The organism is Enhygromyxa salina (assembly GCF_002994635.1).
Classification (GTDB): Bacteria; Myxococcota_A; Polyangia; order Nannocystales; family Nannocystaceae; genus Plesiocystis; species Plesiocystis salina_B.
On the sequence record NZ_PVNL01000041.1, the window covers coordinates 1 to 20,505 of the forward strand.

18 protein-coding genes are annotated in these 20,505 nt (G+C 68.1%); 12 read left to right on the forward strand and 6 right to left on the reverse strand.

Annotated elements, in window-relative coordinates; translation table 11 throughout:
- Window positions 1–443 precede the first annotated feature (443 nt).
- Both ENSA7_RS08575 and ENSA7_RS08580 read right to left on the reverse strand, forming a co-directional pair.
- Window positions 444–1,697 (reverse strand): LeuA family protein, encoded by a 1,254-nt coding sequence (locus ENSA7_RS08575; RefSeq protein WP_106088885.1) that lies wholly within the window; start codon window positions 1,695–1,697, stop codon window positions 444–446.
- A 13-nt stretch (window positions 1,698–1,710) separates the two neighbouring features.
- Window positions 1,711–2,748 (reverse strand): hypothetical protein, encoded by a 1,038-nt coding sequence (locus ENSA7_RS08580; protein WP_106088733.1) that lies wholly within the window; start codon window positions 2,746–2,748, stop codon window positions 1,711–1,713.
- Between the two features lie 97 nt (window positions 2,749–2,845).
- Here ENSA7_RS08580 and ENSA7_RS42135 point away from each other — a divergent pair, with 97 nt between their 5' ends.
- The 6 genes from ENSA7_RS42135 to ENSA7_RS08610 all read left to right on the forward strand — a co-directional run bounded on the left by ENSA7_RS42135 (window position 2,846) and on the right by ENSA7_RS08610 (window position 9,775).
- The gene (locus ENSA7_RS42135) at window positions 2,846–3,379 is read left to right on the forward strand and encodes a PNPOx family protein (RefSeq protein ID WP_146157476.1); all 534 of its coding nucleotides are present in this window, start codon (window positions 2,846–2,848) and stop codon (window positions 3,377–3,379) included.
- The gene (locus ENSA7_RS08590; RefSeq protein ID WP_106088734.1) at window positions 3,376–4,800 is read left to right on the forward strand and encodes a dicarboxylate/amino acid:cation symporter; all 1,425 of its coding nucleotides are present in this window, start codon (window positions 3,376–3,378) and stop codon (window positions 4,798–4,800) included. Before ENSA7_RS42135 ends, ENSA7_RS08590 begins: the two co-directional genes overlap by 4 nt.
- 100 nt (window positions 4,801–4,900) lie before the next feature.
- Complete coding sequence (locus ENSA7_RS08595) at window positions 4,901–6,763, forward strand: 2-oxoacid:acceptor oxidoreductase subunit alpha (RefSeq protein ID WP_106088735.1); 1,863 nt, start codon at window positions 4,901–4,903, stop codon at window positions 6,761–6,763.
- Window position 6,764: 1 nt separating this feature from the next.
- On the forward strand, window positions 6,765–7,793 hold the full coding sequence (locus ENSA7_RS08600) for a 2-oxoacid:ferredoxin oxidoreductase subunit beta (RefSeq protein WP_106088736.1): 1,029 nt from the start codon (window positions 6,765–6,767) through the stop codon (window positions 7,791–7,793).
- 138 nt (window positions 7,794–7,931) lie between these two features.
- Window positions 7,932–8,729: a hypothetical protein gene (locus tag ENSA7_RS43390; RefSeq protein WP_181233479.1), complete on the forward strand. Its 798-nt coding sequence runs from the start codon at window positions 7,932–7,934 to the stop codon at window positions 8,727–8,729.
- A 404-nt stretch (window positions 8,730–9,133) separates the two neighbouring features.
- Window positions 9,134–9,775, forward strand: a complete 642-nt coding sequence (locus ENSA7_RS08610) for a hypothetical protein (protein ID WP_146157477.1) — start codon at window positions 9,134–9,136, stop codon at window positions 9,773–9,775.
- An 8-nt stretch (window positions 9,776–9,783) separates the two neighbouring features.
- Here ENSA7_RS08610 and ENSA7_RS08615 read toward each other — a convergent pair whose 3' ends face one another.
- Entirely contained in the window at window positions 9,784–10,080 is a 297-nt protein-coding gene (locus ENSA7_RS08615; RefSeq protein ID WP_106088738.1) for a hypothetical protein, read from the reverse strand.
- A complete protein-coding gene (locus ENSA7_RS08620; RefSeq protein WP_181233481.1) occupies window positions 10,077–11,387 on the reverse strand; it encodes a DUF2332 family protein in 1,311 nt (436 codons plus the stop codon). Before ENSA7_RS08620 ends, ENSA7_RS08615 begins: the two co-directional genes overlap by 4 nt.
- 115 nt (window positions 11,388–11,502) lie before the next feature.
- Here ENSA7_RS08620 and ENSA7_RS08625 point away from each other — a divergent pair, with 115 nt between their 5' ends.
- The 3 genes from ENSA7_RS08625 (at window position 11,503) to ENSA7_RS43395 (ending at window position 14,031) form a co-directional block, all read left to right on the forward strand.
- Window positions 11,503–12,687: an aminotransferase class I/II-fold pyridoxal phosphate-dependent enzyme gene (locus ENSA7_RS08625; RefSeq protein ID WP_106088740.1), complete on the forward strand. Its 1,185-nt coding sequence runs from the start codon at window positions 11,503–11,505 to the stop codon at window positions 12,685–12,687.
- 7 nt (window positions 12,688–12,694) lie between these two features.
- The gene (locus ENSA7_RS08630) at window positions 12,695–13,015 is read left to right on the forward strand and encodes an MGMT family protein (protein WP_106088741.1); all 321 of its coding nucleotides are present in this window, start codon (window positions 12,695–12,697) and stop codon (window positions 13,013–13,015) included.
- A gap of 170 nt (window positions 13,016–13,185) precedes the next feature.
- Entirely contained in the window at window positions 13,186–14,031 is an 846-nt protein-coding gene (locus ENSA7_RS43395; protein ID WP_181233483.1) for a hypothetical protein, read from the forward strand.
- A gap of 100 nt (window positions 14,032–14,131) precedes the next feature.
- On the opposite strand, the gene ENSA7_RS08645 is transcribed toward ENSA7_RS43395, so the two are convergent.
- Window positions 14,132–15,685 carry a YifB family Mg chelatase-like AAA ATPase gene (locus tag ENSA7_RS08645; protein ID WP_146157480.1) on the reverse strand — a complete coding sequence of 518 codons (1,554 nt, stop codon included), beginning with the start codon at window positions 15,683–15,685 and terminating at the stop codon, window positions 14,132–14,134.
- Window positions 15,686–15,862: 177 nt separating this feature from the next.
- On the opposite strand from ENSA7_RS08645, the gene ENSA7_RS08650 reads away from it, so the two are divergent.
- From ENSA7_RS08650 to solA, 3 genes are all read left to right on the forward strand, one after another.
- Window positions 15,863–17,446: a hypothetical protein gene (locus ENSA7_RS08650; protein ID WP_106088745.1), complete on the forward strand. Its 1,584-nt coding sequence runs from the start codon at window positions 15,863–15,865 to the stop codon at window positions 17,444–17,446.
- Between the two features lie 158 nt (window positions 17,447–17,604).
- Window positions 17,605–18,732 (forward strand): tryptophan 2,3-dioxygenase family protein, encoded by a 1,128-nt coding sequence (locus tag ENSA7_RS08655; RefSeq protein ID WP_106088746.1) that lies wholly within the window; start codon window positions 17,605–17,607, stop codon window positions 18,730–18,732.
- A complete protein-coding gene (gene solA, locus ENSA7_RS08660; protein ID WP_280523987.1) occupies window positions 18,729–19,940 on the forward strand; it encodes an N-methyl-L-tryptophan oxidase in 1,212 nt (403 codons plus the stop codon). The genes ENSA7_RS08655 and solA overlap by 4 nt, the downstream gene beginning before the upstream one ends.
- Here solA and ENSA7_RS42145 read toward each other — a convergent pair.
- The gene (locus tag ENSA7_RS42145) at window positions 19,934–20,491 is read right to left on the reverse strand and encodes a hypothetical protein (RefSeq protein ID WP_146157481.1); all 558 of its coding nucleotides are present in this window, start codon (window positions 20,489–20,491) and stop codon (window positions 19,934–19,936) included. The genes solA and ENSA7_RS42145 overlap by 7 nt on opposite strands.
- Window positions 20,492–20,505: the final 14 nt, after the last annotated feature.

Sequence of the window (20,505 nt, forward strand, 5' to 3'; positions counted from 1 at the left end):
ATCGTGTGTGGGGCCGGCGGGGCAGCGCGCACGGGCTGGAACCCCGTCCAGCCCGAAGATTGGCTGAAGATCGAGGGCCGATTCCTTGGGGATCGGGGATGACTTCGGTGCGGCGGTTGCTTCGCTCGTCTAGCCGCCGCGCCAGAACGTTCGGGCTGGGACCCCGTCCGGCCTGTTGTGCGCTCTACGGTTGCGGGGGGTGGCGCCGCTTGCCGTCATGCGATCGCTTGGGGAGCGCCGCTTGGCGACGTGCGATCGCTTGGGGAGCGCCGCTTGGCGACGTGCGATCGCTTGGGGGGCGCCGTTTGATGACGTGCGATCGGGTCGACGGAGCGGGTTGGCGCTCGGGGCGATCGGCCGTTGACGGGGCGGGGTGGCGCTCCGCGTTGGGCGAGTGTTTGGGCGGGTCGGCCGTTGACGGAGCGGGGTGGCGCTCCGGGGGCTCAGGTTCCTGAAGCGATGACTCGGCGGATCTCGTCGTCGCTCAGGGTCTGGCCCTGGGACTTGGCGTAGTCGAACAGGCGGTCGACGAGCTCGTCGGTGGTGTCGAAGCCGTGCTCGCGGAGCCAGTAGATGACGTTGGAGCGGCCGCTGTAGTGGCCGATCTCGATCTGTTGGCGGCGGCCGAACACGCGGGCGGGGACGGAGGAGTAGACCCGGTCGGCGAGGTCGAGCTCGCCCTTGGCCTCGGCCTTGATGATCGCGGCTGCGTGGACGCCTGTGGCGGTTCGGAACGCGTCGCGGCCGACGAGGGGGTAGCTGGGGTGGATCGGGACGCTCGTGAAGCTGCTGACTTTTTCCACGTACTCGACCAGGCACGAGAGATCGTGCGCTTCGGCGTCGATCAAGCCGAGCAGGTAGAGGTTGAGCAGGAGGTGATCCATGGAGGTGTTGCCGACCCGCTCGCCGATGCCGAGGGCGCAGCCGTGGACTCGATCGACGCCCCACTCGAGGGCGGAGATGGCCAGGGTCAGGGCCAGGCCGCGATCGTTGTGCCCGTGCCAGTCGAGCATCACCTGATCTTCCATGTCCATGCCGCGCAGCAGGCTCTTGGTGAACGAGAGCAGGTTGCGCAGGCCGTCGGGGGTGGCGTGGCCGCAGGTGTCGCACAGGACCAGGCGGGTGGCGCCGGCTTCGATCGCGGTGCGAAACAATCGCTCGAGCGTGTTGGGGTGGGCGCGGGTGGTGTCTTCGGTGACGAACGAGGCGGGCAGGCCGTTGCGGACGATCAGCTCGATCGACTCGCGGGTGTGGCGGACCAGACGATCGAGATCCCAGCTCTCGGCGAACGCACGGATCGGGCTCGAGCCGATGAAGGCGGTGACCTCGATCGGGACGCCGACGCGCTGCGAGATGTCGATGATCGGGCGAATGTCGGCCTCGACCGTTCGCGCGGCGCAGTTGGGCAGGATCTTCAGGTTCTCGTCGACGATCGTGCGCAGCAGCGACTCGACGTCCTGCTGGGCGCGGCGGCCGGCCCCGGGGAGGCCGAGGTTGACGACGTGGAGGCCGAGTCGGTCCATGAGTCGGACCAGCTCGGTCTTTTGTTCGATGCTGGGATCGCGGACCGAGGGCGACTGCAGGCCGTCGCGGATCGTCTCATCGACGAAGCGCGGCGGTCGGCGCAAGATCGGGCCGCGGCGATCGAGTTCGTTCCAGTCGTAGACGAGCTTGGTCAGGTCCGTGGGGTCGAGCATCTGCGTCACGCCCTCACATGCCTGGGATCAGCTCGAGGTCGAAGAAGCGATCGAACTCCTCGACCAGGCTCAGGGCGATGACGTCGATGATCGCGTCGTCGTCCTCGATCAAGGCGATGATCGCGTCGCGGAACAGCACCAGCGCGTCGACCTGGCCGTCGTCGTCTTCGGTCGCGGGCCGGCCCTCGAACGCGAGCGCGGTGCGAGGATCGCAGCCTTCGCGGACCCCGGCTTCGCCGACCCAGCGCTCGACCCGGATCGCGGCCGCGGCCACGCGGTTGATCACTGGATCCGGGAGGGTGTCGAGCACGTCCTCGAGGTGGCGACGCAGATCTTCGGCCTCGTCGGCGGGCACGGGATCGTCGAGATCGACGTCGTGGGTGGCGAGGTCGCGCTTGCGAACCTCGAGCAGGTGCTCGAGCGCGCCGTCGAGGTCGTCGGCCTCACGCAAGATCGAGCCGAGCTGGTAGCGCAGCTCGGTGTCGTCCTCGCGCTCGAGCGATCGCTCGAGCAGCTCGACGCCCTCAGCCCCGCGCTCGAGATCGACGAGCACGGCCGCGCGCAGGCTGACGTAGCCAGGATCTTCGTGCAGCGAGGGGTGCACGCCGTCGAGCACGGTCAGCGCCTCCTCGGCGTCCTCCTGGTGGTCGAGCAGGACCTGGGCCCGCAGCAGTCGTGCCTCGCTGTCGGCTTCGGAGCTCAGATCTTCGCGCTCGCTCAGGGCCCGCAGCGCGTGCTCGGCATCGTCGATGTCGCCGATCGAGATCAGGATGTCGGAGATGTCGAGGGTGATGCGGGCGGCCTCGCTTGGATCCTGAAGCGCGACGGCGGCTTCGAGCAGGCCGTCGGTGCTGCCGAACAGCTCCTCGAGCTCGGTCTCGCTGGCGTCCTCGTCGAGCCAACCAGTCATGAAATGGAGGTAGCGAAGCCGGGCGTCGTCCTCGTCCGCGCCAGCGTCCACCGCCGACGCCATCGCCGCTTGCACACCGTCTAGATCCTCGGCTTCGAGGGCGTCGTAGGCTCGCGCAAAGATGCTGGCTAGCTTCGTCATTGCGGGCGAGGTTAGCAGCAAAGCCAACTGCTCCCCATGCCGCCAGGACTTCCGCCACCCCTGCCGGTCGTGAGCGCGAACGTGATAAGCAGGCGCGGTGACAAAACCCTCCGATGTCGATCCCGTGAGCGCGCTCATGCGTGTGCTGGGCGAGCGCTGGGTGCTGACGCTTGCGCTGGCGGATCCGACGGCTCCGGACGCGTCGCCGTACCCGACCCCGCTGTTCTTCGCGCTCGCCGAGCCGAACACGATCGGCCGTCACCCGGCCCCGCTGGTGGTGGTCGTGAGCGACCCAGACAGCCACCACGGCCAGCTCGCCGGTCGCGGTCCGACAGCCGCAGCCGCCGCCGTGTACCTCGAGACCCAAGAAGTGGGCCAGGTCCGCGGCGCCCAGCTGCGCGGCAGCTTGGTCCGCGAAGACGCCTGGACGCCAGCGGGCGCGGCGGGGCTGCGCCAGTGCTACCTCGACCGCCACCCGATCGCCGCGCCGATGCTCGCGGGTGGCCGGCACCGTCTGTACGCGCTGGCTGTGTCCTGGGCCAAGCTCACCGACAACCGGCTGGGCTTTGGCGCTCACCCGGTCGCGCGCTTTGACGTCACCTGCGCCGAAGTGGAACAGTCGCGACCGTGAGCGAGCCGAACACCAGCCCTGCCGCGGACGGACGCAAACCCGGCTGGCAGCTGCACACCAAGATCTTGGTCGGCATGGTCATCGGCAGCTTGGCCGCGCTCGTCGCCAAGCAGTGGATGGTCGGGCCCGACGCGGCGATCTCGCTGTTCACGGATCAGGCCACGCTGCTCGAGTTTGGCTCGCGCTGGATCGAGCCGGTCGGCCAGCTGTTCATCCGCGCGATCATCTTGACGGTCGTGCCGCTGGTGTTCACCTCGATCGCCACGGGCATGCACTCGCTCGGCAACCCGCGCGACCTCGGTCGGCTCGGGGGGCGGACGATCCTGATCTTCATGGGCACCGCGTTCGTCGGGGCGTGTCTGGCGACTGGGCTGTACTTGCTGTTCCAGCCCGGCGCCGCGATCTCGCCCGAAACCCGTGATCTGCTCGCCGCGCAATTTTCGGACGAGGCCGCGACCAAGGTTGCGAGCGCCGATGAGGCGCGCGCGTATTTCTCGGGCTCGGCGCTGCAGATCCTGGTCGGGTTGGTGCCCGAGAACATCGTGCTGTCGATGACCAGCAACCGGGATCTGCTCAAGGTGATCCTGTTCGCGCTCGCGTTTGGCGTGTCGCTGACGCTGATCCCCAAGGAGCGCAGCGCTCCAGTCGCCGCGGTGCTCGAGGGCATCAACGACGCGATGATCAAGCTGATCGGCATCCTGATGAAGCTCGCGCCGGTCGGCGTCGCCGCGCTGGTGTTCATGGTCGTGGCCAGGTTCGGGGTCGACGTGCTCATCGCGCTCGCGCTCTACACCGGGGTGGTGCTGCTGGCGCTGCTCGCTCACCTGGTGCTGGTGCTCTCGCCCTTGCTGCGCTTCGTCGCCGACTGGAAGCCGATCGAGTTCATGAAGGCGATGCGCGAGGTCTGGATCACCGCGTTCTCGACCTCGTCCTCGGCCGCGACCTTGCCAACCACGATCCGGGTGGCCGAGGAAGAGCTCGATGTTCCCCGGCCGATCGCCGGGTTTGTGCTGCCGCTGGGCGCGACCATCAACATGGACGGCACGACGATCTACCAGGTCATCGCCGTGCACTTCGTCGCGCAAGTTTGGGGCGTCCCGCTCGACGTCTCGGCATACCTGACGCTGATCCTGGTCGCGATGTTGATGGCGATCGGCGCCGCGGGTGTGCCTGGCGGCGTGATTCCGCTGCTCTATGTGGTCATGGTCACCGTTGGGATCCCCGAGCCCGTGGTAGCAGCTGGGATCGCGCTGATCTTGGGCATGGATCGGATCCTCGACATGTGCCGTAGCGCGATCAACGTGGTCGGCGACTCGACGACCGCGGTGATCGTCGCCAATCTCGAACGCAAGCGACCGGCTACGGTAGGGGCTACGGCAGGAGCTACGCCAGACGCTCCGCCTGAATCTCGTTCACCGTGAGACAACATACTACTGCGACCGTGACATCGATCCGCTGGGCCTCCATACTGGCTGTGCTCTGGCCCAGCTTTTCAGCTGATCTGGCTCGTTCCAAGACCACATGGACACCTTCACCAAGTCCCAGACACGCGAGACCCTCGAGTCTGTCGTCATCCGCTTTGCCGGCGACTCCGGCGACGGGATGCAGCTGACGGGGAGCCAATTCACGCACACGACTGCGTTGATGGGCAACGATCTCGCCACATTCCCCGATTTTCCCGCCGAGATCCGAGCGCCCGCGGGCACCACCTACGGCGTGTCTGGGTTCCAGATCCACTTTGGCTCGCAGGACGTCCGCACGCCCGGTGACGCACCCGATGTGCTGGTCGCCATGAACCCGGCCGCGCTGATCACCAACCTCGCCGATCTCAAGCCCGGCGGCATGCTGATCGTCAACACGGGCGCGTACACCAAGGGCAACCTCAAGAAGGCCGGCTACGAGCAAAGCCCGCTCGAAGACGGCAGCCTGTCGGCCTACCGCGTGATCAACCTGGACATCCAGGCCATGACGATCGCCGCGGTCGAGTCGTTCGGCCTGGGCACCAAGGACGCGCTGCGCAGCAAGAACCTGTGGACGCTGGGTCTGGTGCTGTGGCTGTTCGGTCGCGAGTACGAGCCCACGGTCGCGTACCTCGAGCAAAAATTCGCGAAGAAGCCCGCGATCGCGCAGGCCAACATCGCCGCGCTCAAGGCTGGTCACGCCTATGGTGAGACCGCCGAGCTGCCCAGCGGGATCGGCCCCTACGAGGTCCCCAAGGCCAAGCTCTCGCCGGGTCTGTACCGCAACATCACGGGCAACGACGCGCTGGCGTGGGGTCTGGTCGCGGCCTCGCAGCTGTCGGGGCTCAAGCTGGTCCTGGGCTCGTACCCGATCACGCCCGCGTCGACGGTGCTGCACTCGCTGGCCAACCTCAAGAGCTTTGGGGTCACGACCTTCCAGGCCGAAGACGAGATCGCGGCTGTGTGTGCCGCGGTTGGAGCGAGCTGGGGCGGCGCCATGGGGGTCACCACGACCTCGGGTCCGGGCGTCGCGCTCAAGGCCGAGGCGATCGGGCTCGCGGTCATGCTCGAGCTGCCGCTGATCGTCGTCGACGTTCAGCGCGGCGGGCCGTCCACGGGGCTGCCCACCAAGACCGAGCAGTCGGATCTGTTGCAGGCCGCGTACGGGCGCAACGGTGACTCGCCGCTGTGCGTGATCGCGGCCGCGACCCCGGGCGACTGCTTCTACATGGCCATCGAAGCCGCTCGGATCGCGGTCAAGTACATGACCCCGGTCATGCTGCTCACCGACGGTTACCTGGCCAACGGCGCCGAGCCCTGGAAGATCCCGGCGATGGCGGATCTGCCTCAGTTCAAGGCGAAGTTCGTGACCGAGCGGACCGAGGGCTTCCATCCCTACTTGCGCGAAGACGAGACCCTCGCGCGACCGTGGGCGATCCCAGGCACGCCGGGCCTCGAGCACCGCATCGGCGGGCTCGAGAAGAACTACGACTCGGGCAACATCTCGTACGACCCCGACAACCACCACAAGATGACCAAGACCCGCGCGGCCAAGATCGCGGGCATCGCCAACTCCGTCCCCGAGCAGGAGATCGAGGTCGGCGAGGCGACGGGGGATCTGCTGGTCGTCGGCTGGGGCTCGACCTACGGCGCGATCACCATGGCGGTCCGCCGGGCCCGCGAAGCAGGCAAGAGCGTCTCGCAGGTGCACCTGCGCCACATCGTCCCGTTTGCCCGCGGGCTCGACACCCTGCTGCGGGGGTTCAAGCGGGTCATCGTCCCCGAGATGAACAACGGCATGCTGGTCAAGATGCTGCGCTCCGAGTTCCTCGTCGACGCCATCGGCGTCAACAAGATCGCCGGCCAGCCGTTCAAGGTCGCCGAGATCGAGAACGCGATCGATTCCGCGCTGGAGAACCTCTGACATGAGCCCGTCCGAACCCGCCAAGAAGCTCACCCGCAAGGACTTCACCTCCGACCAGGACATCCGCTGGTGTCCGGGCTGCGGTGACTACGCGATCCTAGCGACGATGCAGCGCACGCTGCCAACCGTCGGCGCTGACCCGGCCAAGACCGTGTTCTTGTCCGGCATCGGCTGCTCGAGCCGGTTCCCGTACTACATGAACACCTACGGGTTCCACAGCATCCACGGCCGCGCGCCCGCGTTCGCGACCGGGCTCAAGCTGACCAACCCCGAGCTCGACATCTGGGTGATCACCGGCGACGGAGACGGCCTGAGCATCGGCGGCAACCACCTCATGCACATGTTGCGGCGCAACGTCGACGTGCAGATGATCCTGTTCAACAACCGGATCTACGGGCTGACCAAGGGGCAGTACTCGCCCACCTCGCTGGTCGGGCTGCGCTCGCCGTCGACGCCGCTGGGCTCGATCGACATGCCCGTCACGCCGGCACTCCTTGCGCTCGGGGCCGGGGCCCGGTTCGTCGCGCGCTCGGTCGACACGATGGCCAAGCACCTCGCGCCGACCTTCGTGGAGGCCCGCGAGTTTCGGGGCACCAGCTTCATCGAGGTCCTGCAGAACTGCCCCGTGTTCCACGATGGCGCGTGGAACCACGTCACGGACAAGGCCCGCGCGGGCTCGACCATGCTCATGCTCGAGCACGGCAAGCCGATGCTCTTCGGTGACAAAGACGGCCCGCAGCAAGGGCTGCGGCTCAAGCCGAACAGCCTCGAGCTCGAGGTCGTGACCCTCGGTGAAGGCGGGATCACGCAGGACGACGTGCTCGTCCACGACGAGACCAACCGCTCGATGGCGTTCTTGCTCGGCGGTCTCGAGCCTCCGAACTTCCCGATCGCGCTGGGCGTGCTGCTGCGCGAGCAGGCGCCCGCCTATGACGCGGGTGTCGTGGCCCAGGTCGAAGCCGCCCAGCAAAAGGGCATGACGGACGTCGACAAGCTGCTTCGCGCGGGTCACACCTGGACCGTCGAATAGGTCGACGCCAGCGCCCGGCTGAGACAGAATGAGCTAAAGAATGATCTGGGGCGGCGTTCGTCGAAGCGCCCACGCGGTCCGCGGTACAGTGGACGCCCCACGCAGCGACTCTACGCGCACACCCAGGAGACTTTGAACATGAGCCTGAATCGGACCCTGCAATCCCTGAAGTTCGCCGCCCTGTTTGGCGGCCTGATCGGCCTCGGCTTCGGCTGCGTCATCAACCTCGAGCCCCTCGAGCCCTGCGATAGCGGCTCGAACAACAAGCTAGACAGCAACGGTGAGTGTGAGTGTCGCATCGGTTACGAGTGGTGCGACCCGGCCGACGAGTCGAACCTCAACTGCTGCGACACCGATATCGGCGGCACCTCCGGCGATGGCGATTCCGGCGACGGAGACCCCGAGACTGGCGATGGCGATCCCGAGACCGGCGACGGTGACGGCGATCCTGGCGACGGCGACGGCGACGGCGATGGCGACTGCGCCCCCGGCGAGCTCCCGCCCGAGAGCTGCAACGTCGAAGAAGAAGGCTTCTACTGGTGCACCAACAGCGAGGCGATGGGCCCCGGCTGCAGCGAGTTCTACATCTGTGAGAACGGCGCGTGGACGCAAAACGACGCGTTCATGGACGAGAGCTGCGGCTTCGATGGCTTCGACTTCGCGTATGGCTGCGTGGATGACGGCGCGTCCGTGATCTTCGAGTGCGGCGACGGCTCGGGCGCGGCGTGCAGTGACTCGGATCCCGCGTACTGCGTCAACGACGACGAGATCGGCTACTGCCTGTGGAACAAGGAGACCTGGGACAGCTGCCAGCTGTTCTGTGAAGAGGTCGGCATTCGCGGTCAGACCTACGAGTACGGCGAGTGCGACGCCTCCGTGCCCGACGACGTGGCCTGCTTCTGCTGCGACACTGGCGACCCCGGCTGTCCGCTTTGATTTAGACCCCCACATACGCCTTCGCACCTCGCTTGGGAATTTGTGTGCGTAGGCATGATTGGCCCCCTCTAAGGGGGCTCTTTCGTGCCTTCGCCGTGGGGGCTGGTTTAGACCCTCACATACGCCTTCGCACCTCGCTTGGGAATTTGTGTGCGTAGGCATGATTGGCCCCCTCTAAGGGGGCTCTTTCGTGCCTTCGCCGTGGGGGCTGGTTTAGACCCCCACATACGCCTTCGCACCTCGCTTGGGAATTTGTGTGCGTAGGCATGATTGGCCCCCTCTAAGGGGGCTCTTTCGTCTTCGCCATGGGTGTGTGTTGGATCGCCCGCGTACGCCTTCGCACCTTGCTGGCCTTCTAAGGGGGGCTCTTTCGTCTTCGCATCCTCGTGGCATGCTTCGGGGGGATGCTTGGTGCTCGGCAGCTGGCTTGTTCGTTGGTTGCCTTGCTGATCGGGTGTGGGGGAGCGGGGGTCGAGAGCTCGCGTGAGGGGTGCGGGGATCCGGGGTCGCACAGTGAGCTGCTCGGGGAGCACTCGTGTGCTTGCGAGGCTGGGTATGTGTGGTGTGACGAGGCTGGGGACTCGTTCGAGTGCTGCCTCGACCAGAGCGGGACGACCGATGGCGGCAGCGCGCCTGAACCGGACGCGGCCTGCGATGAGGCGCTCGCGGAGTCGCTGTTGTGTGTGCCGGATCCGTCGGGGGATCCGGGGGCGTCGGTGATGTGGGCGTGCAACGGGACGCGGTGGGTCGAGATCGACGGGTACTCGAGCTTCGCGTGCATGGCCGACAGCTTCGAGTTTGCCTACGGGTGCACAACGGGGCCGGCGTTTTTGTGTGGCTATGGGCCGGGGAGCCCGTGCGAGACCGAGGGCTACGCGGGGATCTGCGTCGACGAGGAGATCATCGACACCTGCGTGTGGGGGCGGCGGACGGTCGATCGCTGCGCGCGGCTGTGCGGGGAGCTTCAGGCGTTTGGCGCGGGCTTCACTGGCGGCGCGTGCGAGGAGCCCGTCGAGGGGGAGCCGGCGGTGTGCGTGTGCTCGTGACGGTTGGCCTAGCCGCGCCAGCGGACCATGTGCGGCTTGGGGTCGCGATGCAGCACGCGCGCGAGCTTGAGCGCCTCGGCCAGCGCCCATGGCCATGGCTCGCGGTCCGGCGCAGGCTCGGTGGTCGGGTCCAGCTTGGCGCGGCCGTCGACCCACTCGAGCCGGCCCGACCACCGCTCGGTGCCCGGCAGATAGATCGTGACGAGGTAGCGAGGACTGTCGGGCGCCGCGCTGGGCTCGCGCTCGAACACGAAGCGGGCACCGGTGGACGGGTGCAGATCCTGACTGGACGAGCGCGGGTTCATCGTCGGTCGCGCAGGTCTCGGAGCTCGGCCAGGCCGGGGCCAAACTCAGCTCGGATCAGATGCGGGTGCGCCCAGCCCAGCTCGATGCTCTTGTGCTTCGAGCCGCTGAACAGCTCGACGACCCACAGGCACCAGCCCGGGTGCGGCGCGTCCTTGCCTGCGCGAGCGGGCTCGAACCGGACCCACATCCACGGCAGCTTGTGCTGGAGGCTCCAGGTCCGGGCGAAGCTCCGCATGTCGCGGGCATAGGCGCGCTGGTCGACATCGCTGAAGTAGGCCGTGACGCAGGTGTTGTAGGCGATGACGGGGACCTTGGGGTGGGTCGGCACCGCGGTAGCGAGGAACTCGCTGACGTCGCTGGGCAGCTCGACAGGCTGGATCTTTGCGGGCAGCAGGAGCTCGTCGCTGGTGCTGGCACCCAGGCTCTGCTGGACCGCCTGCTCGATCGCCCGGCGATGGATCGCCATGCCCTGGCGCAGCAGATCGAGGCGCCGCCGCTGGTTGCCCCAGATGCAGGCCTCGAGACGACCGTCGAACTCGGCCCCGTCGAGCTGACCGCGGCGGGTGTCGCCGCCGACGCGGCTGAGCACCTCGGGCCCGCGCAGCTCCGCCTGCGTGAAGCCCTCGAGGTGGGGGATCACGCCGCCACACACGGTCAAGAATTCATCGTCGTCGGCCCGCCCGATGCGCAGCCGCTTGCTGGCGGTCCAGGCCAGGTCGTAGCGCCGCTGTTCGGCATAGAGGTTGAGGCCGGCCGAGCAGCCGAGCTCGACGAGGTGCACGGCTTCGGCGGACACCAACACCGCGGGCAGCAGCCACGCGATCCCGCGCGAGGTCTCGTTGGCGACGACCTGCCAGTTGCGCGTGCGCTCGAACAGCTCGGCGCCGAGTGCCTTGACCGCGTTCAGCAGCCGCTGGGGGAACTCGTCGTCGTTGGGCTTGCGAGCGGTGGGGCCCTGACCCTCGGCGACCGTCGCAAAGTAGGGGCGCAGCTCGACGACGCGTGGATCATTGCCCAGCACGTACCAGTGCAGCGCCGCGTTGAGCCGCAGCGCTGGCTGCAGGTCGTCGATCCAGCCGGTGTCGATGCCCTCGATGTCGTCCTCGGTCAGGAGGGCGACGAGGCGCTCGCAGATCTCACGCACGGCGCCGGGATCACCGAGCTCCCGACCGCGACCTTCGGGATCGGCGAGCCACGTGACGGCCTGCTCGAGCAGCGCGGCGGTCACGGGCGAGTAGCTGCGGACAAACCCCGCCTGCGCCGCCAAGCTCGACCGATGGCGCTCCCACGCCGGATCCCTGAGCATCCCTCCGTCTACCATCATTGCTGGCGTCTCCCAAGCGCGGGCAGGCCGTTGTGGCCGCGGGCCAGGTTTTGGCCCGCTTGCGAGGGGGGGCGAGTTCTGAAAGCATCGCCCGACCGTGAAGGGCCGCTTGCGACCGCTCGATTATCTCGTTTGGGCGCAGAGTGTGCCTGGCGAGGCGCGCTGGGATCTGACCGCGAGTGGGGTCCCCGACGCGTGCGGTCCGGGCTCCCTCCACCACCGCACGGCCGACGGTGAGGCGACCCCGGGCCCCGGTTGGCCGCTGGGCGTCGAGCTCAGCCTGTCCGAGCTCACCAGGCGGGACCAGCGGCCCGAGCTGGTCGCGGCGTTCCTCGAGGTGATCGGCGAGCGCTACGGGGTCGATCCCCAGTGCGTGGTTCCGACCCTGGGGGCCAGCCAGGCGATCACCCAGGTGTTGTTCACGCTCGCCCGGCCCGGCGACCACGTGATCGTCGAGCGCCCGACCTTCGAGCCGCTGCACGGCGTGCCCGAGATGCTCGGCCTCAACGTGTCGAGGCTCGAGCGCAAGATCGAGGAGCGGTGGGAGCCGCTGGCCGATCGGCTCGCGCGGTTGCTGACGCCCAAGACCCGGGCGGTGATCCTCTCGAGCCTGCACAACCCGTCGGGCGTCGCGCTCACGACCTCCACGCTCATGGCGATCGGCGAGATGGCCGCGCGAGTCGGCGCGGTCGTGCTCGTCGACGAGGTCTATCTGGACTTCGCGTTTGACGCGAGCGGTGAGACCTACCCGTGGCGGCCAGCCTGCGTGGCGATCGAGAACGGGGTCAGCTGGTCATCCGTGACCAAGGCGTTCGGCTTCGCGGCGTTGCGCGCCGGTTGGGTGGTCGCCCGCGATCGAGAGACGGCCCAGGCGTTTCGCAGCGCGAGCCACTATTTTCATGTTGATCCACCGCTCGCGTCGCTGGCGTTGGCGACCGAGGTCATGCGCCACGCGAGTGAGCTCGCGGCGATGGCTGAGACGGCGATCGCCCCGTCGCGGGCGGTGATCGACCGCTGGATCGACGGCGAATCTCGGGTCGCCTGGGTGCCACCCTCGGCGGGACAGACGGGCCTGGTGCGACTCCCGGATCTCACCGCTGATCTCGAGTTTGCGCGGCACCTGCGGGATCGCTACGGCACGCAGGTGGTGCCGGGGACGATGTTCGAAGCGCCTGGTGCGGTGCGCGTGAGCTTCAACCTCCCGCCCGCCGAGCTCGAGCAGGCGCTGGCGACCGTCTCGGCCGCGCTCGACGACTTCGAGGCCCGTCGCGCGGTCTCCTAGCAGATCCATGCAAGCGAGTGCGCCAGACGCAAATTGGCAGGCGATCTGTGCTGCGGTCGCGGCGATCCCACCTGGTCGCGTCGCTAGCTACGGGCAGGTCGCGTTGCTCGCGGGCTTGCCTGGGCGCGCGCGGCTGGTGGGGCGCGTGCTCTCGCACTTGCCGCCAGGTAGCGAGGTCCCGTGGCAGCGCGTCGTCAACGCTCGGGGTGAGATCAGCTTGTCCGATCGCGCAGCGGCGCGACAGCGGCGATTGCTCGAAGCCGAGGGGGTCTGCTTCAATGTGCGTGGACGCATCGACCTGCGTCAATTTGGTGTAATTGGGCGATGACCCTGACCTCCAGAACAGCCAGCAAGAGCCAACTACGGCGCAAAACGCCGTGAATCGGGTTCAGTCGGGCAGGGCCTACCAAACTTCGCAAATCTCTCGACCTGGGACCCCATCTCGACGTATGCACGGATCACGTCCCTAGCCTTCCGTAACCTTCAGGAGATCCCGCCGTGAATAACAAGCTGCTTTCCCCCCAAATCTTCACTCTCGTTGCTTGCCTTGGGCTCGCGCTCGCGCCACTCGGCTGCGCCAAAGACGTCCCAGCCGACGACATGGGCTCCGACACCTCCGGTGATGGCGATGGCGATCCCGGCGACGGCGACGGCGACCCCACCACGGGCGACGGTGACGGCGACCCCACCACGGGCGACGGCGACGGCGACCCCACCACCGGAGACGGCGACGGCGACCCGATGGGCGACGCTCCCAACGGCGCGCCCTGTACCTCCAACGGGGAGTGCCTGTCCGGCAACTGCTACGTCATTCCGCTGCTTGGCGGCCAGTGTGGTGAGTGTGACAACGTAGACCTCGACGCCGACTGCCCCGACGGTGGTTGCACCATCCCCAACCCGTTCGAGAACAACGGCTCGACCTGCAACATGGGCGAGGCCGGCGGTGGCTGTCAGACCGACGAGGTGTGCCAAGACGGCCTCACCTGCGGCACCGTGCTCGACCTGCTGGGCCTGATCAAGATCAGCACCTGTGGCGAGTGTGCCTCGGACGCTGACTGCACCGACCAGATCTGCGCCCCGGTCGTGATCGTCGAGAACTTCGACGGTCAGAACACCTGCATCGACGTCGGTTCGCTCGCGCAGGACAGCTTCTGTGACCTCGAGGGCAACGGCGACGAGGCCTGCGAGAACGTCTGCTCGACGGTCGACATCATGGGCCTGGCCGAGGTCGGCGCCTGTGGTCAGTGCAACGAAGACGCTGACTGTGACGGCGGCGGGACCTGCCAAGGTGGCGAGTTCGACATCAACAGCGGCATGCTGTTCGGCTCGACCTGCGTCATGTGAGCCTCTTAGTTCTCCGCTCGGGCCAGGTCGCTGGCCCGCTCGCGGGGCGCTATCATCAACGCGGGCCACGCTGTTGGCCCGCGTTTTTTCGTGGTCGTCTTCAGCCGTTGTTGAGCGCGTCTGGCAGCCGCCGCAGTCGAGCGGCGAGGGCGACAGCTTCGACGTTGATCGGCGCGTTGGGATCGGCCTCGGGGTCGAGATCCATGATCGTCCGCGCGACCCGGCGCAGCCGATGGATCGCCCGCATGCTCAGGTTGCGGCGCCGCGCGAGCCCGAGCAGCAACTTGGTGGCGTCGCCGGACATCGGCAGCAGCTGCTCGATCGCCTTGCCGCTGGCGGGGATCTCGGCGTTGTAGGCCCAGGGGACGCTGGCCAGGCGCGCGCGCTGACGGTCGCGAGCAAAGATGATCCGCTCGCGCACACACGCGCTCGACTCGCCAAAGCTGGCCTCCGCGAGCTCTTTGGTGGTCAGCGGCGTGACGGGGACGACGAGATCCATGCGATCGATGAACGGCCCCGACACGCGACCCTGATAGCGCTGGACGGCCGCCGGGCTGTCGGTGCACACGCGCTCGGGGTGGCCCAGGAACCCACACGGGCACGGGTTCATGGCGGCCATGAGCTGAAACCCGGCGGGGTAGTGCAGCGCGTAGCGGGCCCGCACGATCGTCACCGCGCGATCCTCGAGCGGCTCGCGCAGGCCCTCGATGCACGAGCGCGTGAACTCGGGCAGCTCGTCGAGGAACAGGACGCCGCGATGCGCGAGGCTGACCTCGCCCGGCCGCGGCGGACTGCCGCCCCCCAGCAGCCCCGCGGGACTGACGGTGTGGTGCGGCATGCGAACCGGCGGGCTGGTGATCAGCCCCTCCGGGATCTTGCGTCGCGCGACGCCGTGGATCTTGGTGACCTCGAGCGCGTGCTCGTGGTCGAGCGGCGGCAGCAAGCTGCGGATCCGCCGGGCGAGCATGGTCTTGCCGACCCCCGGTGGGCCGTGCAGCAGCAGGTTGTGACCGCCAGCGAGCATGATCTCGAGCGCGCGGCGGGGCAGCGCGAGCCCGCGGATGTCGGCCAGATCGGGGGTGCCCGCGAACCGCTCGACCGGGCTGCTGGCGGCGGCGACCCCATGAAACGGCGGGATGTCCTGCTCGCCGCGCAGCTGGCTGACGAGGCTGGGCAGATCCACGACCGGAACGATCTCGAGGCCGGGGATCATCGCGGCTTCGCGAGCGCTGGCCTCGGCGACGAACAACCGACGAAAGCCCTGCTGCCGGGCGGTGTCGGCCACGACCAGGGTGCCCACGGCTGGGCGCAGGGTCCCGTCGAGGGCGAGCTCGCCCCAAAACATCGCGTCGACCAGGCTGTCTTGCTTGATCACGCCGTGGCTTGCCAGCAGCGCGCAAGCGATTGCGAGGTCGCAGCCGGGGCTGTCCTTGCGCTGCTCGGCTGGCGCGAGGTTGACGATCTGCTTGCGTGGTGGGATCGGATGGCCGCAGTGGCTGAGCGCGACGCGAACCCGCTCGCGCGCCTCATTGAGCGCGCCGCTGATCTGACCGACGATCGTCAGGCACGGCAGGCCCACGCCGACGTCGGCCTCTACGGTGATCACATAACCCTCGACGCCGAGGATCCCTGCTGAGTGACTGTGAGCGAGCATCGCCACCCGGGATTGCGACCGGCGTGCCGGATGCAGATCGCTGTGATCTTGGGTGCTTGCGGTTGATCTCGAATGTTCGGGTGGCCCGCGTGCGGGCCGGGTGGCCCGTGGGCGGGCCGTGGGCAGTGTCCCGCGTGTGGGCCAGCCAAGCGCTCGGAGGTTGCGTACACTCGGGGCATGGCTTGTTCGCGCTGGTCCTCGATCCCCCTCAGCATCGCCGCCGTGCTCGCGCTCGCCTGCGCGGACAACTCGACCGCCGATGGACCGGGTGAGTCGAGCGAGAGCGAAGCCAGCTCGGGCGATGGCGATGGGGATGGGGATGGCGATGGCGATGGCGACGGGGATGGCGATGGCGATCCCGGAGACGGCGACGGTGACGGTGACGCCTGGGGCTACTGGAGCCCGGGCAAGATGCTGCCGACCGCGCGCGAGCCCAACGCCCGCGGCCTGCTCGATCGCCGCGGGCTGATCCACGCTCACTCGGTCCACTCTCACGACGCCTGCGACGACGAACCCAAGGACGACCAGGGCAACTTCGACGGACAGTGCGACCGCGACTTTCGCGAGGGTCTGTGTCGCTCACGCCACGACTTCGTGTTCCTGACCGACCACCCCAGCAGCTTCACCAGCGTCGAGTACCCGGAGACCTTGCTGTACCGGGCTCGCTTCGGTGACTCGCTCGTTGACGACGGCGGCGACCCGATCGCCAACTGGGCCGGCTGCGACACATTCGACGTTGGCAACAGCGGCAGCGCGCCGTTCGTGTCGGCGCTGCTGCAAGCCGGCAGCGAGGCCGCGACCATGCCGATCGGTCTGCCCGCCCACGTGGCCGCGACCGAGGCCGAGCGCGAGGTGATGCTCGGCGACAGCTCGCCCGCGGGGATCATGGCGCTGTCCGACGCGGGCGCGGTCACGCTCGTCGCCCACACCGAAGAGTGGAGCGTGCAAGAGCTGACCGAGCTGCCGCTCGACGGGTTCGAGATGTACAACATCCACGCGAACCTGTTCTTGAACATTGTCGCGGTCGGCACCTTGCTGTCCAAGATGGGGCAGCCCGAGGTGATCCCGCACCCCGAGCTGGTGCTGCTGGCGCTGCTCAGCGAGGATCCTGTCTATATCGACACGTGGGCCAGCGTGTTGGCGTCGGGCGAGCGCAAGCTGACGACCATGGGCTCCGACTGCCACCGCAACACGTTTCCGCAGGAGCTCGCGGACGGCCAGCGGATCGACAGCTACGAACGCATCATGAAGTGGTTCTCGAACCACCTGCTGGTCGAGCCCGATCCCCGCGCGAACACCCCAGATGCGTTCGGGCCGGCGCAGCTGCACGACGCTTTGGACGCGGGCCGCCTGTTTGGTGTGTTCGAGCTCCTGGGTCTGCCCGAGGGCTTCGACTACCGCGGCGAACAAAACGGCGACGTGCTCGAGATCGGCGGCGAGCCCTCGCTGGCCGACGGCCCGCTGACGCTGCGGGTCGAGGCGCCGACCGTGATCGCCCGCGACCCCGCGACCGCGGTCCCCGAGCTCGAGCTGCGCCTGCTGAAGGCCGAGGTGGACGGCTGGCAAGAGGTCGGCGCGGTCGCGGGCCCCGAGGGATCCGTGCCCTCGCTCGAGCTCGATGTGGTCGAGCCCGGGGCCTACCGCGCCGAGGTTCGGATCCTGCCCCGGCACCTGCTCGCGTGGTTGGGCGACGACTACCAGCAGCTCGCCGAGCAGTCGTTCGTGTGGATCTACGCCAACCCGATCTACGTGCGCGACTGAGCGTCAGGTCTCGACGCGCGCCGGGTGAATTTTGCGGCAATGGTGGTGCGAACCTGCAAGCGCGGGTCACTCCCCCGCGACGCAGCGTGAGCCCCCACATACTCCAACCGCGGGACAGGCTCGCACAGCGCCCGCTCGCGTGGCAGCGTTCTGAGGTCATGGCCGCCAAGCCCACGACCTACTGGGACTACATTCAGGTCGAGCAGCTGCTCGCGCTCCAGAAGGGTCTGGGCGAGCACGAAGATGATCAGACCAACGACGAGGTCATGTTCATCACGATCCACCAGATCGACGAGCTGTGGTTCAAGCTCGCGCTGCGTGAGCTCGTGTCGATCCGAGATCTGTTCGCGGCCCACCACGTCGCCGAGCAGTCGCTGTCGAGCGCGGTTCGGGGCCTGCGACGCACCGTGCTGCTGTTCAAGCAGATCACGACGCACTTCGAGCTGATGGAGACGCTCACGACCCGCGACTACCTGGCGTTTCGTGACAAGCTGGCGCCGGCCAGCGGGTTTCAGTCGGCGCAGCTGCGAGAGATCGAGATCTTGATGGGGCTCGAGGCCAGCGAGCGGATCCCGCTGGGCCACGAGTCGTACCTGCGCGCGCTGCAGTATCCCGACGGCAGCGAGTCGCCGGCCTCGCTGCGGGTCCGTGCGCGGCTCGAGGATCGCCCCAGCCTGCGGGTCGCGCTCGACGACTGGCTGCACCGCACACCCATCCACGGCTCGCTGCCCGATGACCCCAACGACGCCGAGCACGTCCGCGAGACCATCGAGGCGTTCTTGCAGGCCCACGTGCAGGAGATCGAGCGGGGCCGCAAGCAGGCCGTGACAGACGCGATGACCGAGGCCGACCGCGAGCGGCTCGACGCTCGCTATGCGCGTGAGATCGCGAGCGCGCGGGCGTTCTTGCTGGCCGAGGACATCGAAGGCGCGAGCGACGAGCAACGCGGCAGGCGCTCGCGGATTCGGGCCTCGCTGCTGTTCATCGAGAGCTACCGCGAGCTGCCGCTGCTGGCCTGGCCGCGCGAGATCCTGGACTCGATCGTCGCGCTCGAGCAGGCGTTCTTGGTGTTCCGTCAGCGACACGCACGCATGGTCGAGCGCGTGATCGGGCGGCGCACGGGCACGGGCGGCTCGGCGGGCGTCGAGTACCTCGATCAGACCGCGCTGCAGTACCGCGTGTTTCGTGACGTCTGGGCCGTGCGCACGCTGTTGTTGCGCGAGGCGGCGCTGCCCAAGCTCGGTGACGCGAGCTACTACGGCTTCGTCGGGGGCCACGACGAGTGAGCGGGCGCCCAGGTCCGAACCCAGGGCCGAACACAGGTCCGAACACAGGGCCCAAGATCGCGGTCATCGGCGGCGGGACCATGGGCCTCGCCACCGCGTGGGCGCTGGCGCGGCGTGGCGCGCAGGTCGAGCTGTTCGAGCGCCACGGCCACATCCACGCCCACGGCAGTCACAGCGGGCACACCCGGGTGATTCGCCACGCCTATCACGAGGGCTCCGACTACGTCGCGCTGGTCAGCCGCGCCGACCACGAGTGGACCAGCCTGGGTCAGCGCGTGGGTGAGCAGCTGCTGGTTCGCTGTGGTCTGCTCGAGTTCGGGGCCAGCGACGATCCAGCGTTCATGGCCGCCGTCGCGGCGCTGGGCGAGCACGAGATCCGGCATGAGCTGTTCGACGCCGCGACGGCGCGAGCCCGGTTCGGGTTTCGAGTCCCGAGTGACTGGCCCGCGTGCCTGTCACCAGACAGCGGCTATTTGCGCGTGGCCCCGTGCCTGAGCGCGCTGCGGGCCGAGGCCGAGGCCCACGGCGCCACGCTGCGCTACCAGACCCACGTCCGCGAGCTGATCCTGGGCGGCGCTCGACCGCGGGTGCTGCTGAATGATGGCACCTGCGTCGCGGCTGATCAGATCGTGGTCGCGGCGGGAGCTGGGTCGGCGCAGCTGCTCGGGCCCACGCTCGACTCGACCAAGCCGGTGGAGCGGCTGCAAGTGCTGCGTCGGGTCCAGGCGTGGACCCGCGCGGCCGAGCACTTGCGCCCGGGCATGCGCGCGCTGCCAGTCTGGGCGGCGTTCGTGCCAGAAGGCTTCTTTTACGGGTTTCCCGACAACGACGAGGGCATCAGCGGGTTCAAGCTCGCGTGCCACACCTCGAGCGATCCCGAGCTGGCGTTCATGTATGAACCCGTCGATCCCGAGCACGTCGACCGAACCGTCGGCGACCTGGACCTGCAACCATTGCGCGCGTTCTTGGCCCGATACCGACCAGACGCGGGCGAGATCACGGCCACGGTCACCTGCCTGTACGCCAGCACGACCACCGAGCACTTCTGGATCGACCAACACCCGAGCGACAGCCGGGTCGTGATCGCCACGGGGTTCTCGGGTCACGGGTTCAAGTTCGCGCCCGTGGTCGGGTTGGCGGTCGCCGACCTCACGCTCGAGGGCCACAGCAAGCTGGCGCTCGAGCGATTCAGCCGACGAGCTCAGTAGCCGGTAAAACTGCCGCGGTCCGTATTTTGCGGGCCCTGACCCTGCTGGGGCGATGCGCTGTTCGCCTTGTTTTCCTCGGGTGGCTTGGCCGCAGGTGGCACGCTGAGCTGGCCACCGCTTGGCGGCGTGGACTGGCCGACACCTGGAGGTGTGGCCTGGCTCGTGCCTGGGCCTGGCGGTGTCGTGGCGGGGCTACCCGCCGCTGGACTGGTCGTGGGGCTCGCTTGCTCGGGCTTGTTGGGCTTGGCGATGGGCCCCCGATTTTTACGAGCCATGCGACGGATCATGCGACGCAGGGACTTGGCGATTGCGTGGCCAGTGGGCAGCACGACCCCGACGGCTTCACCACCCTCACGCTGGACCACGATGGTGTGCGAACCGACGACGAGCCGAATGCTCTTTTCCTCGGTGCGTTTGAAAAGATCGAGCGCGCCATCGAGGACCGGATGCCAGTTCTGGTCGCCGCGGTATTCGCGCGATGTCGCTTCGACGACAACAGCCTCGATGCCGGCTGCAATGGCGAGGTGATCGATATTGGCTAGAAGACTCATGGGTTACCCTCCTG